General features: G+C 73.1%; 9 protein-coding genes. 3 read left to right on the top strand and 6 right to left on the bottom strand.

Features of this window, described 5'->3' with window-relative positions:
- Positions 1-303 precede the first annotated feature (303 nt).
- Both AC5020_RS16560 and AC5020_RS16565 read left to right on the top strand, forming a co-directional pair.
- Positions 304-1,098, top strand: coding sequence for an SDR family NAD(P)-dependent oxidoreductase (locus AC5020_RS16560; RefSeq protein WP_377018257.1), 795 nt, complete (start codon positions 304-306; stop codon positions 1,096-1,098).
- Between the two features lie 117 nt (positions 1,099-1,215).
- On the top strand, positions 1,216-1,791 hold the full coding sequence (locus tag AC5020_RS16565) for a TetR/AcrR family transcriptional regulator (protein ID WP_464989090.1): 576 nt from the start codon (positions 1,216-1,218) through the stop codon (positions 1,789-1,791).
- A gap of 54 nt (positions 1,792-1,845) precedes the next feature.
- Here AC5020_RS16565 and AC5020_RS16570 read toward each other — a convergent pair whose 3' ends face one another.
- The 6 genes from AC5020_RS16570 to AC5020_RS16595 all read right to left on the bottom strand — a co-directional run bounded on the left by AC5020_RS16570 (position 1,846) and on the right by AC5020_RS16595 (position 11,119).
- Positions 1,846-4,362 carry a hypothetical protein gene (locus AC5020_RS16570; protein WP_464989091.1) on the bottom strand — a complete coding sequence of 839 codons (2,517 nt, stop codon included), beginning with the start codon at positions 4,360-4,362 and terminating at the stop codon, positions 1,846-1,848.
- A 48-nt stretch (positions 4,363-4,410) separates the two neighbouring features.
- On the bottom strand, positions 4,411-6,369 hold the full coding sequence (locus AC5020_RS16575; RefSeq protein ID WP_464989092.1) for a thioredoxin-like domain-containing protein: 1,959 nt from the start codon (positions 6,367-6,369) through the stop codon (positions 4,411-4,413).
- Between the two features lie 70 nt (positions 6,370-6,439).
- Entirely contained in the window at positions 6,440-7,120 is a 681-nt protein-coding gene (locus AC5020_RS16580) for an HAD family hydrolase (RefSeq protein ID WP_464989093.1), read from the bottom strand.
- Positions 7,117-7,821 carry an HAD family hydrolase gene (locus AC5020_RS16585; RefSeq protein ID WP_464989094.1) on the bottom strand — a complete coding sequence of 235 codons (705 nt, stop codon included), beginning with the start codon at positions 7,819-7,821 and terminating at the stop codon, positions 7,117-7,119. The genes AC5020_RS16580 and AC5020_RS16585 overlap by 4 nt, the downstream gene beginning before the upstream one ends.
- Positions 7,822-7,907: 86 nt before the next feature.
- Positions 7,908-9,206, bottom strand: a complete 1,299-nt coding sequence (locus tag AC5020_RS16590) for an O-acetylhomoserine aminocarboxypropyltransferase/cysteine synthase family protein (protein ID WP_464989095.1) — start codon at positions 9,204-9,206, stop codon at positions 7,908-7,910.
- A gap of 149 nt (positions 9,207-9,355) precedes the next feature.
- A complete protein-coding gene (locus AC5020_RS16595; RefSeq protein ID WP_464989096.1) occupies positions 9,356-11,119 on the bottom strand; it encodes an ABC-F family ATP-binding cassette domain-containing protein in 1,764 nt (587 codons plus the stop codon).
- A gap of 162 nt (positions 11,120-11,281) precedes the next feature.
- Here AC5020_RS16595 and AC5020_RS16600 point away from each other — a divergent pair.
- The coding region (locus AC5020_RS16600) for an L-lactate dehydrogenase (RefSeq protein ID WP_494564453.1) at positions 11,282-12,467 on the top strand (1,186 nt) is incomplete at its 3' end.

Below are 12,467 nucleotides of genomic sequence, written 5' to 3' on the forward strand. Positions count from 1 at the left end.
ACCCAGCAAGGACAGCAGTGACCACCAACCGACGCTTCGACATGCCTGAGACTCATGCCGATGTCCTGCAACACGCTATGCCGATGTCCCGAGACATCCCATTCCGATGTCCTGAACCAAGACACCGTCACCCGCTCTCATGTGTTCCCCGCCGGCCGGGCACGGCTGCCCGCCGGCGAGGCGCGGCCCGTCCCACCGGCCATCAGGCCGGGCACCGCTGCTCACCTCCCCCGTCGGCCGCATCGCGTGATGTGATGGCCCCGTACGACTCGAGAGACAACTCGGAACGTGGGAGGCGCATATATGCACATCGACCTCAGCGGCAGGACTGCACTGGTGACGGCCTCGTCCGGCGGGATCGGCCTCGCGATCGCCGACGGGCTCGCCCGGGCCGGCGCCCAGGTGGTCGTCAACGGCCGCACTCCGGATTCCCTCGAGCGCGCCGTGGCGCGGATCCAGGAGCATGGCGGTCCGGGGTCGGCCCGGGGCGTGGTCGCCGATGCCGCCACGTCGGACGGTGCGCAGGAGCTGGCCGAGTCCGCCGGAGAGGTCGACATACTCGTCAACAATCTCGGCATCTTCGAGTCCATGGACGCGCTCGAGATCGATGACGAGCAGTGGCGGCGGTACTTCGAGGTCAACGTCCTCTCCGCGATCCGCCTGACGCGGATGCTGCTGCCGGCGATGATGGACCGCGGCTGGGGGCGCGTGCTCAGCATCGCCTCCGACTCCTCCCTCGCGATCCCCGCCGAGATGATCCACTACGGCACCTCGAAGACGGCTCTGCTGGGCGCCTCGCGCGGCTTCGCGAAGACGGCCGCCGGCTCGGGCGTGACCGTCAACGCCGTCATGGCCGGGCCCACCCACACCGAGGGCGTCGAGGAGTTCGCGCGCTCCCTCGTCGGTGATGAGCTGCCGTGGGACGAGGCCCAGCGCCGGTTCATGCGCGAATACCGCCCGCAGTCCCTGATCCAGCGACTCATCGAACCCGAGGAGATCGCCAACATGGTCGTCTACCTCGCCTCGCCGCTGGCCTCCGCCACCACCGGCGGCACGGTGCGCGTCGACGGCGGCTACGTCGACGCGATCATTCCCTGAACGGATCCAGGAACGGGTCCGTCTCATCGCACCTCCCGGCGCGGTAGCGGCATGACCAGCGCACGCGGCCAGCCGATGGTCTGGCCCCCGGGATCTGTCGGGGTGTAAGAATGCGTCATGCCCAAGATCATCGGAGGGTCGCTCGAGGAGCACCGCGAACGCACCCGCGAGAAGATATTCGCCGCGCTCGCCGAGCTGCTGGAGACCCAGGACTTCGAGTCGATCACGTTCTCGAAGATCGCCGGTGCGGCCGGAGTCGGCCGCACCGCGATGTACAACCACTTCCCGGACCGCGAAACCCTGCTGGTGGAGTACGCGATCCATGAGACCGCCGACTACATCGCGCAGCTGCGGGCGGGGGTGAGCGACTCCGCCTCCCCGCGTGATGCGGCGGTCGCGTATGTGCGCACCCAGCTCGAGCTGACGGTCTCGTTCCACATGCCCCATTCGGCGGGCGCGACGTCGCTGAGCGAGGAGACCGCGGCGCGCATGCGCGAGCACGTGCTGATGATCGAGGACGTGCTGCGCGGGATCGTGCGCGAGGGTGTGGACCAGGGTGACTTCGCGGCGGATCTCGATGTCGATGCCACCGTGCGGATCATCAACGCGCTGCTGGTGGGCTCTGCCGCGCGCCGGTTCTCGCGGCCCGCTCTGGAGCAGTTCGTGCTGCGGGGCCTCGGCGCCGAGACATGACGGCGGCGGCGGACCCCGAGGGTGCCGCCGCCACCGTCATGATCGGGACGTGGCTCAGTCGGAGGCCGAGTCCGAGCTCCTGTTCTTCTCCCCGGTGCCTGCGGAGGCCTTCCCACTGCCCTTGCGGCGCTTGCTGCGCTTGGAACGGGCGGGCGCGGCGGCCACCGGGACCTGGTCGACGTTCTCGGCGTCGTCCTCCCAGTCCATCGCGTCCAGGGTGTCCGTGGCCTCCTCCTCGTCGCGGGCGAACAGCGGGCGGGAGATCTCGCCCTCCCCGTCCTCGAGGTCGACCTCCGGAGCGGTCGCAGCGATCACCCAGCAGGTCAGCACGATGATCAGCGCGATCACGGCGATGCCCCAGCGCAGGTAGGGGCTGGTGCCGTCGGTGCTCATGCTCACCACGGAGCTGACCGCGAGCGCGGAGAGCACGGACGTGGCCAGCAGCAGCGGCAGGGCCACAGAGCCGACCGCGGCGCGCAGGGTGCCGGTCAGCACGGCGCCGCCGAGAGCCCCGGAGTGCCCCCACGAGCCCGACCCGCCGTAGCGGCCCTGGCCGATCACCGCCGCTGCGCTGTCCATGGTAGAGGCGGAGCCCAGCGACCACAGGCCCAGTCCGGTGGCGGTCAGGACCACACCGACCACGAGGCCCGGCAGCGCGGCGGCGCCCAGTCCGAACCCGGCGACGAGCGGCATCAGCACGATCAGCACGACCGGGGTCAGCACGGCGCGCCGGACCATCTCGGGCATGTCGGGCAGAGCCACCCCGCTGCGGTTCTCGAGGATCGAGGCTCGGGTCTCGACGACGGCGTTCGCGCCGAGCCGGCGGGCGCCGTCCAGCAGCGACGCGGTCACGAGCAGCACGGTGACCGCGCCCAGTCCGACTCCGCCCAGCAGCGGCAGGGAGAGCGGGGTGAGGGCGTGCAGGGTGCGGTCCTCCCACACGGTCGCCGCACGCGGGGCGACCTGGAGCGCGGTGACGATGGGACCCAGCGCCGCCAGGCCGGTGAGGCAGCCGGCCAGCAGCAGCACGCCGCGCGGTCCGGTGGCGGAGGTGGCGCCGGCATCGCGCAGGCCGCGCTCGGCCTCGGGGCGATCCACCAGGGTCGGCGCGATCAGCGAACCGGCGTACCCCGCGGCCACCACCAGGGCGCCGAGCCCGGCGTAGGCCAGCAGAGCGAGGGCGAGGCCGGGCACGCCGGCGCTGAGCACGTTGAGCACGGCGCCGACGATCAGCATCAGGGCGAGGGAGCCGGCGGCGACCAGGGCGGTCGAGCCCAGGCCCGCGGTGACGCCGAGCGCCCCACCGGTGCGGCTGGTGCGGGCCGCGCGCAGCACGGTGCCCCCGAACCGGTGGCCGGTGCCGCCGAGGAGGACCACCACGGCGAGCGCGGCGAGCACGCCGAGGCCCAGGGCCGCGGCGACCACGGCGCTCGGGGAGACCGTGTACAGGGTCAGCACGTCGAGGAAGGCTCCCGCGTCCCGGGAGTCGTCGGTCTGGGAGACCCACTGGCCCATGTCGCCCACGGCCTCTTCGATCTGCGGCTCGAGCTGCTCGCGCGGCAGCGGGTCGGGCCCGGCCACGGCCTGGTCGGTGAAGTTCTCCATGCCGGCCTGGACGAATCGCAGGTCCTTGTACTGCGAGGGTAGCCACAGGGCAGCGGCGACGACAGTGCCGGCGCCGCCGAGCACGGCGGGGATCAGCCCGCCCAGCTGGAGGGCGCTGCGCTCGCGGCCGGGCCCGCCCAGGTGCGGGATGAGGGCGCTCGCACCGGCGGCGAGCATCGCCACTGCGAGGGCGAGCAGCACCACCAGGATGCCCTCGGCGGCCAGCACGGGCACGCCGAGGATGACGCCGACGGCGGCGCCCGCCGTGGCCAGAGCCACCAGGTCGGCGCTGAGAGCGGCCCCGCGGCGGAACATGCGGGAGGTGCGCAGATGGGGTGCGCCGAGGTTGTCGGTGTCGTCGGCGGCGATCTCGTGCTCGTCGGTCCCCACGAGGATCGCGGAGGCGGAGGCGGCGGTGTCCAGCGGCGCGGCGGCCACCCGGATCGCGAACGCCGAGATCGCGGCGCCCCCGGCCAGGGCCATCAGCGCGGCCGAGCCGCTGGCGTGGGTGAACCACACGACGATGGCGACCGGCAGGATCGCCAGCGCGAGCGCGCCCGTGACCGTCAGGGCGCCGAGGCGGTTGATCAGCGCGGGGCGTCGCTCCGCATCGACCCCGAGCGCGGCGAGCTGGATCGCGAGGCCGCGCCAGGCGGCGAGCGGGCCGAGCAGAAGACCCACCAGCATCATCACCGAGCGCAGGATGCGGTCATCCGTCGACCCCGGGACCAGGTAGAGCAGCACCACGGCGGGCACGCCGACCCACAGGATGATCGAGCCGGACGAGGCCAGATGCACGCCCAGGCGACGTCCGAGCCCGGCGTCGACCTCGGGGCTGTCCTCGTCGCGGCGCAGGCGGCTGGGGACGACGGCTCCGGCCACCAGGGCGACCAGGGAGAGCACCCCCAGCACCAGCAGGGTCACGGCGATGTCGTCGCCCAGGGGGAATTGCGTGATCAGATCCAAGAGAGATGCTTCCGACGACGGGGCTCGGTGGAGTCGGCCTGTGGCGACTCAGGCGAGCAGGGACAGATCCAGGTGGGTGGGTGCGCCCTCGACGATCCGGATCGGGACTCCCCAGTCCTGCTGGTGCATGTGGCAGGCGGGGAACTCGACGGCGGGGTCGGCATCGCAGGATGCGGCGCGCGCATTGACGTGCAGAACGCCCTCACCGTAGGCGGGATCCAGCTCGATCGTGCGCTCCAGGGGCGTGTCGACCCCTCCGCCGCTGGTCAGCATGGCGGACGGCGTGGTGGACACGGTGACCTGGGTGGAGGGCCCGAGGGAGTCGTCGAGCTTGTGGCCCTCGGGCGGGGTGAACAGCACACGGAGCGTGATCGGGCCCGGACCCATCTCGGTCACCGGGCGCTCGGAGCGCTGGGCGCCCTCGTCGATGACCCGCTCGGCGGCCTTGGCCACGGGGACCCAGGTGACGCGGTGGGCGCCGGACTCGACGACGATCAGCTGGCCGATGCCGTCGACCGGGGGGCCGACGATCGCGTCGGACGGCTCCTTGAGGTCGGTGGCGACCGTCACGACGGTCACGGCCGCGACGGGCGGGGTCTCCTCCCCGTCGGCGTCGACCTCCCCGGCATGCTCCTCGATAAGGCGGATGGCGCCGTTGTAGGTGTCCGCCACGGCGATCCGGCCGTCGGGCAGGGCGGTCACGCCCAGCGGGTGCTGGAGACGGGCGACGCCGTCCGGACCGGCGGGGCCGTCGACATGGCCGAAGTCGAACAGTCCCTCGCCGACGAGGGTGCTCACGAGCATCGTGTGCGGATCCAGCGTCCGCACCGCCGAGCTCTCGGCATCGGCGACGACGAGACGACCGTCGGGCAGTTCGTCGATCCCGGAGGGCTGTGCCCACCAGGAGGTGACGGCGGGGCCGTCCACGAGGCCCTCCTGCGTGGTGCCGGCGAGCACCATCAGGGCGCCGGTGACGGGGTCGAAGGTCCAGATCTGGTGGATGCCGGCCATGGCGATCACGGCGCGGGAGAGCACGTGCGACCAGGTTAGGTCCCATGGGGTCGAGAGGGCATACCCGCGGGCATCGCCCTCGCCGCGGGGCAGGGGCTCGCCCTGCATCCACTGCGCGCCGGAGCCGGCGACGGTGTGCACCTCGGTGGCGGTCCGTGAGCGCAGCAGTCGGTCCTGGCCGACCTTCACGCCGCGCAGGGTGTGGCCGGCGGTATCGGCCACCAGCAGGTCGTAGCCGACCTCGGCGGCGACCTCGTCGGGCAGGGCGAGGACGCCGTTGGGCTCGGCGAACTGGGCGCGCTCCCCCTCTCCGTCCACGTGCCCGCGGTGACCGGTGCCGATGATCTCGTCGACGGTCACGCCGTCGTTCTGGAAGACCACCAGACGGTGCTGGCCGGCGTCGGAGACGACCAGACGGCCATCGGGCAGGGTGGTGAGCTTGGAGGGGAAGCGCAGGGTCTGCTGGGGCCGTTCGGCGATCACGGTGGGGGCCGGTCCGCGGCGCAGCGAGCCGTCGGCCTCGCCCTCGCCGACGAGCCGCTCGATGAGCGCGTCGAGGTTCGCGGCATGGCCCTCGCCGGAGAGGTTCCCCGCGATGCGGCCCTGGGTGTCCAGGACCATCAGGGTCGGCCAGGCGCGGGCACCGTACTCGGTCCACGTCTCCAGCTCGGGATCGTCGATGACGGGGTGATCGACCTCGTAGCGCTCGATGTTCGCGGCGAGCGCATCGGGGTCCTTCTCGAACTCGAACTTCGGGGAGTGGACGCCGACCACGACGAGCTCGTCGGCCCACTTCTCCTCCAGCGGCCGCAGCTCATCGAGCACGTGCAGGCAGTTCACGCAGCAGAACGTCCAGAAGTCCAGCAGCACGATCTTGCCGCGCAGGGCCTCCAGGTCGAGTTCGGCGCCACCGGTGTTCAGCCAGCCGCGGCCGCGCAACGGGGAGCCGTGGGCGCGGGCGGTCAGCGGCGCAGAGGGGTCGGAGGGTGTGGTCATGGGGACCAGTGAACACCGCGTCGATGGGCAGTGGCCAGTCGGCGTGACATGCGTGGACTTCGCCTCATGGTCACCAGGTCTCGATCCATGCGGCCAGGTCGGGGTCGGTCAGGTCCTCGAGCACCAGGTCAGCCGGAGGCGCAGGGTGCCCCGGGGTGGGCACCGCGATCAGACGCAGACCGGCGTCACGGGCGGCGCGTGCGCCGGTGCCGGAATCCTCGAGAGCGAGCGTGTCCCCCGGCGAGACGCCGAGAGCGCGGGCCGCCGCGGCGTACATGTCCGGGGCGGGCTTGCCGCGTTCGACGGTGTCGGAGGCCTCGAGCACGGCGAAGTGCTCTCGGAGCCCGCCGAGGGTGAGCTTGTGCTCGAGCGCCTCGAGCCAGGAGTTCGAGGCGCATCCCAGCGGGACGCGGGCCCCGGCCCGCCGCACGATCTCCTCGGCGCCCGGCATCACGCGGATCGCGCCGGCCAGTTCGCGCTCGAACTCCCGGTGCAGATCGTCCAGGACCCGCTGCTCCTCGGCGCGGGCCCTGCGGGCGATCAGGGCCGCGGCGACCTGGATGGTCGAGCCGTGCAGCTCGGCGTGGTCCTCGTCCTCCAGCGTCGCCTGCACCCCGGCCACGACACTGTCCTGAGCGCGCTGCCAGACCCTCTCGGTGTCCAGCAGCAGGCCGTCGCAGTCGAAGACGACCGCCCGCGGAGTCCAGTCCCCGAAGGCCTCCGTGAACCGGGCCGGGGCCGCGACGCTCATCGGGTGCTCTCCCAGCCGGCGATCCAGTCGGCCAGCACCGCGTCGGTCAGGGAGCTGAGCCGGCGCGGGGCCCGCGGATCCTGCCCGGGGATCGAGGGGACCGCGATCAGCTGCAGCCCGGCGGCCAGCGCCGCCTCGGCCCCGGTCTCCGAGTCCTCGAATCCGAGGCAGTCGGCGGGATCGGCCCCCAGAGCGCGCGCCGCGGCGAGGTACATCTCCGGGGAGGGCTTGGGGGCGGCGACGTCCTCGATGGCGATCGAGACGTCCACGACGTCGGCGATGCCGAGCTCGGCCAGCTTGACCTCCAGCATCTCCCGCGGGGAGTTGGAGGCCACGGCGACCGGCTTCACGCCGGCGATGGTTCGCAGCGTCTCGAGCGCTCCGGGCAGCGGGGTGAGCTTCTCCCCGATGGTGCTGCGGTGCTCCTCGAGGAGCTCGCGGCCCACCAGCTCGGGGTCCTTGCCGACGGCCTCGGCGATGGCGAGGACGACGATCTCGGCGGCCCGGCCGGTCAGGGCGCGCCGCGCCTCCGGGTCCAGCGCCGCGCCGTGCCGGGCGAGGTAGTCCTCCTGCAGCAGCACCCAGCGGCCTTCGGTGTCCACCAGCAGCCCGTCGCAGTCGAAGATCACGGCGCTCGGGGTCCACACCGGTGGCCAGCGATCGAGCGGGACGGACGGCAGGGGCGCGGGCTGGTTGCTCATGATGTGCCCAGCGTATCCAGCTCGCCTGGCCGGCGGCACAACGGCCGCAGCTGTGCTCCCCGCAGCTGTGCTCCGCCCCTGCCGGCTCACGCGGAGACGGCGGACAGACCCTGCTCGAGGTCGGCGAGGATGTCGTCGATGTGCTCGATGCCGACGCTGAGCCGCACGAAGCCGGGTTCGACGCCGGCGGCCCGCTGCTCGGCCTCGCTCAGCTGCGCGTGGGTGGTCGAGGCCGGGTGGATCACCAGCGAGCGCACGTCACCGATGTTGGCGACGTGGGAGTGCAGGGTCAGGGCGTCGACGAAGCGCCGGCCGGCCTCGACCCCGCCGGGCAGGACGAAGCCCAGCACGCTGCCGGCGCCCTTGGGGAGGTACGTGTCCGCCGTCGCCTTGTAGGGCGAGGACTCCAGCGACGCCCAGGTCACCGAGGACACCCGCTCGTCGGCCTCGAGGAAGGCGGCGACCCGGTGGGTGTTGGCCAGGTGGCGCTCCATGCGCAGCGGCAGCGTCTCCAGGCCCTGCCCGATGAGGAAGGCGTTGAACGGGGAGATGGCCGGCCCCAGGTCGCGCAGCAGGTTGGTGCGGGCGCGGGTGGCGAAGGCGGCGGGCACCGTGGAGAAGACCAGCCCGTTGTAGGACTCGTCGGGCTGGGTGAACTGCGGGTACTTCTCGGCGTGGGCCGTGAAGTCGAAGCTGTCTCCGTCGACGATGACGCCGGCGATCGAGGTGCCGTGTCCGCCCAGGAACTTGGTGGCGGAATGGACGACGACGTCCGCCCCGTGCTCGAGCGGCCGCAGCAGGAAGGGGGTGGCCACCGTGTTGTCCACCACCAGCGGCACACCGACCTCGTGCGCGACGTCGGCGATCGCGCGCAGGTCGGGCAGGTCGTGCTTGGGGTTGGGGATGGACTCGACGAAGAAGGCCCGGGTGGTCTCGTCGGCCGCGGCCCGCCAGGACTCGGCGTCGGTGGGGTCCTCGATCCACTGTGGGGTGATGCCGAGCCGGGACAGGGTGTGCTTGAAGAGGTTGAACGAGCCGCCGTACAGGCTCGGGGAGACGGCCACGGAGTCCCCGGCGCCGGCCAGGTTGAGGATCGACAGGCTGATCGCGCTCTGGCCGGAGGCGACCAGGAGCCCGGCCGCGCCGCCCTCGAGCGCGGCGATCCGGTCCTCGACCGCTGCCTGGGTGGGATTGGTGATGCGGGTGTAGATCGGAGCGGCCTCGGCCAGGGCGAAGCGGTCCGCGGCCGATTCCGCGCTGGGGAAGACGAAGCTCGTCGTCTGCTGGATCGACAGGGCGCGAGCCCCGGAGCCCGGATCCGGCTCCTGCCCGGCGTGGATGGCGAGGGTCTCGAACTGCTGCGGTGTCGCGGACGTGTCGGTCATGGCGCTCCTCCTGAGAACGGGGTCGAGTTCACAGTGACGCACCGCGGCGAGCGACGCCGACCTCCGTGAACTCGTGTGACGCCACCGGCCGGACGGTGAGAGACCGACGGTGCCGCAGCCGATGCCGCCTGCCGACCACGCAGGGCGGGTCATGCCAGCTCGAGCACCTCGCCCTGCCAGCGCTTGCGCAGCCAGCGATCATGGGAGGCGATCAGCACCGTGCCGTTCCAGTCCTGCAGGGTCTGCTCGAACCGGGTGGCGGTGACCAGGGCCAGGTGGTTCGTGGGCTCATCGAGCACCAGCAGCTCGGGCGGATCCAGCAGGAGGGCTGCGAGCATCACGCGGCGCAGCTGGCCGCGGGAGAGCTGATCGAGCGGCCGGGAGAGGTCGCGGGGGTGGACCAGGCCGAACAGCTCGGGCACGGCGCCGTCCTCGGGCGGAAGGTGGGCGGAGCCAGTCGCTGCGGCGCGCAGGTGCTCATCGACGGTGCGCCCCGGGATCGCCTCGTCGTCCTGCCCGAGGTGACCGATGCGCAGACCGCGGGGCCGGTCGATGCTGCCCGCCGTCGGCTCGAGCGCCCCGGTCACCGCGTCCAGCAGAGTCGACTTCCCCGACCCGTTGGGCCCGGTGACCAGCAGCCGCTGCCCGGCGGCGAGGCTGAACGAGGTCGGCGCGAGGCGGCCGGAGACCGCTGCCCGGCTCGCCGCCACCAGCACGGCACCGTCCGCTCCCCCGCCACCCCGCCGCGGGGCCGACGGCAGGTGGGTGAAGTGCAGCTCGGCCGGGGGCTTGCGCACCTGCTCCGCCTCGAGCTGCTCGAGGCGGGCCCGGGCCTCCCGCAGTCGCCGCGAGACGGTCTTGGCGTTGCGGTCGGCGTAGAACTTCTTGGCGGCCCTGGCCTCGGTGCGCGGGCCCCGGCCCGCGTGGCCGACCTCCGCCGAATCCGTGACCGCCCGGCGCAGGGAGGCCAGCTCCTCCTGTTCGGCGCGGAACCGGTGCTCCCACCGCTCCCGCGCCTCGAGACGGGCCAGCAGGTACTCGGAGAATCCCCCGGTGTACAGCGTCAGCCCGCCCGGCGGGGAGGCCACGGGGCTCTCGGCGGGGTCCAGGTCGAGCTGGGCGAGCGTGGCGTCGTCGAGGAAGGCCCGGTCGTGGCTGGCGACGAGCACCGGCCCCGGATGCTCGTGGATCGCGGAGGCCAGGAACGCGGCCCCGTCGTCGTCGAGATGATTGGTGGGCTCGTCCAGCAGCCACGTCGTGGGGCGGGCGATGAGGAGATGGGCGAGGGCGAGCCGCTCCCGCTGGCCGCCGCTGATCCGGTCGAGTCGGGTGCTCCGGCCCGGGCCGTCGAGATGGAGACCGGCCAGGACCGTCTCGGCGCGGCGGTCGGCGTTCCACACGTCGGCCAGAGTCGCCTCGGCCAGCAGCTGGTCGTATCGGCGGGCCGCCTCGGGGGCCGGCTCACCGGTCCCGCCGGCGAGCGCCTCCCCTGCCCGCGCGAGCTCGCGCTCCAGGCGGCGAGAACGGGCCAGCGCATCGGCGACGACGTCGGCGAGGGTGGCGGATCCCGGGAACGGCAGCTCCTGGTGGAGCAGGGCGACGGGGCCGGGCGCTGAGACGGTTCCGCCCTCGGGCTGCAGGGCACCGGCGAGGATGCGCAGCAGCGTGGACTTGCCGCTGCCGTTCTCCCCGAGCAGGCCGGTGGGGCATCCCGCGGGCACCACGAGACTGATATCGGTCAGCACGCGCCGGTCGGGAAAGGAGAAGGAGATCCCCTCGGCGCGCAGGTGCAGGGCGGGGTCCGCGGCCGCGGCTCCGGCGACGGAGGACGCGGCTGCTCCGGCGACGGAGGGCGCGGCGGCCCCGGCGACGGATCGATCGGTCGGGGCGGTGGGACGGGGATGCGAGGGCATGGATCAGCTCCTGGTCGCGGGACGCGGCGATGGACGGGGCTGATCAGATGCGCACGGTGCGAGTCTAGGAGCGGCGCGGGAACGGCGTCGACCGGTTTTCCCGGCGAAGCTTTCTCGCGGATCGCTCTGTGCACGGAGGGCCCCGGCACCCACACTGGTGCCATGAGCACCGTCGCCCCCGCCGTCGCGCCACCCTCGGCCGCCCCCAAGCTCGCCGTCGTCGGAGCCGGTTCCGTCGGCTCCTCCGTCGCCTACGCCGCCATGCTGCGCGGCTCGGCCCGCACCATCGCCCTGTACGACGTGAACACCGCCAAGGTCGACGCGGAGGTGCTCGATCTCGCCCACGGCAGCTCGCTGGCCTCCGGGGCCGAGGTGATCGGCGGGGACGACATCTCCGTCGTCGCCGGGGCCGACGTCGTGGTGATCACCGCCGGGGCACGGCAGAAGCCCGGCCAGACCCGCCTCGAGCTGACCGGGACCAATGTCGCGATCCTGCAGAGCCTGCTGCCGCAGCTGCTCGAGCAGGCACCGGATGCTGTGTACGTGCTGGTGACGAACCCTGCCGACGTGCTGGCCCTGGCCGCGGCCCGCATCTCGGGCCTCCCCCGCGGAAGGGTGATGAGCTCGGGGACCGTGCTGGACACCTCCCGGCTGCGCTGGCTGCTGGCCACCCGGCTCGGGGTCTCCTCCCGCAGCGTGCACGCCACCATCGTCGGCGAGCACGGCGACAGCGAGTTCGGCCTGTGGTCCTCCGCCAGCATCGGCCAGGTGCCGCTGACGGGCTGGCTCGATGCCGAGGGGCGACCGGCGCTGGACCGCACCGCGCTCGAGGAGCTCGAGCGCGAGGTCGCCGGGGCCGCGTACACGGTGATCCAGGGCAAGGGCGCCACCAACCTCGCGATCGGCGTGGCGGCGGCCCGCATCGTCGAGGCCATCGTGCGCGATGAGAACGCCGTGCTGCCGGTCTCGACGCCGCTGGAGGGGTGGCACGGACTGGACGACGTCGCGATGTCGATGCCGACGGTGGTGGGCCGGGCGGGCGCCGTCCGGCGTCTCGAGGTGCCGATGGACGAGCGGGAGCTGGCGCGGATGCACGCCTCGGCCGAGGCGATGCGCGAGGGGGCGGCCGGCCCGCGCCCCCCAAACCCCCCCCCCCCCCCCCCCCCGCCCCCCCCCCCCCCCCCCCCCCCCCCCCCCCCCCCCCCCCGGCGGCCGACGATCGCGTCGGACGGCTCCTTGAGGTCGGTGGCGACCGTCACGACGGACACGGCCGCGACGGGCGGGGTCTCCTCCCCGTCGGCGTCGACCTCCCCGGCATGCTCCTCGATAAGGCGGATGGCGCCGTTGT

It is taken from the genome of Brachybacterium sp. SYSU DS0246 (assembly GCF_059391765.1).

What these genes read in the sequence shown, in the direction of transcription:
- AC5020_RS16560 (WP_377018257.1), top strand. Translation starts at nt 304, where the DNA reads ATGCACATCGACCTCAGCGGCAGGACTGCACTGGTGACGGCCTCGTCC.
- AC5020_RS16565 (WP_464989090.1), top strand. Translation starts at nt 1,216, where the DNA reads ATGCCCAAGATCATCGGAGGGTCGCTCGAGGAGCACCGCGAACGCACC.
- AC5020_RS16575 (WP_464989092.1), bottom strand. Translation starts at nt 6,369, where the DNA reads ATGACCACACCCTCCGACCCCTCTGCGCCGCTGACCGCCCGCGCCCAC.
- AC5020_RS16580 (WP_464989093.1), bottom strand. Translation starts at nt 7,120, where the DNA reads ATGAGCGTCGCGGCCCCGGCCCGGTTCACGGAGGCCTTCGGGGACTGG.
- AC5020_RS16585 (WP_464989094.1), bottom strand. Translation starts at nt 7,821, where the DNA reads ATGAGCAACCAGCCCGCGCCCCTGCCGTCCGTCCCGCTCGATCGCTGG.
- AC5020_RS16590 (WP_464989095.1), bottom strand. Translation starts at nt 9,206, where the DNA reads ATGACCGACACGTCCGCGACACCGCAGCAGTTCGAGACCCTCGCCATC.
- AC5020_RS16595 (WP_464989096.1), bottom strand. Translation starts at nt 11,119, where the DNA reads ATGCCCTCGCATCCCCGTCCCACCGCCCCGACCGATCGATCCGTCGCC.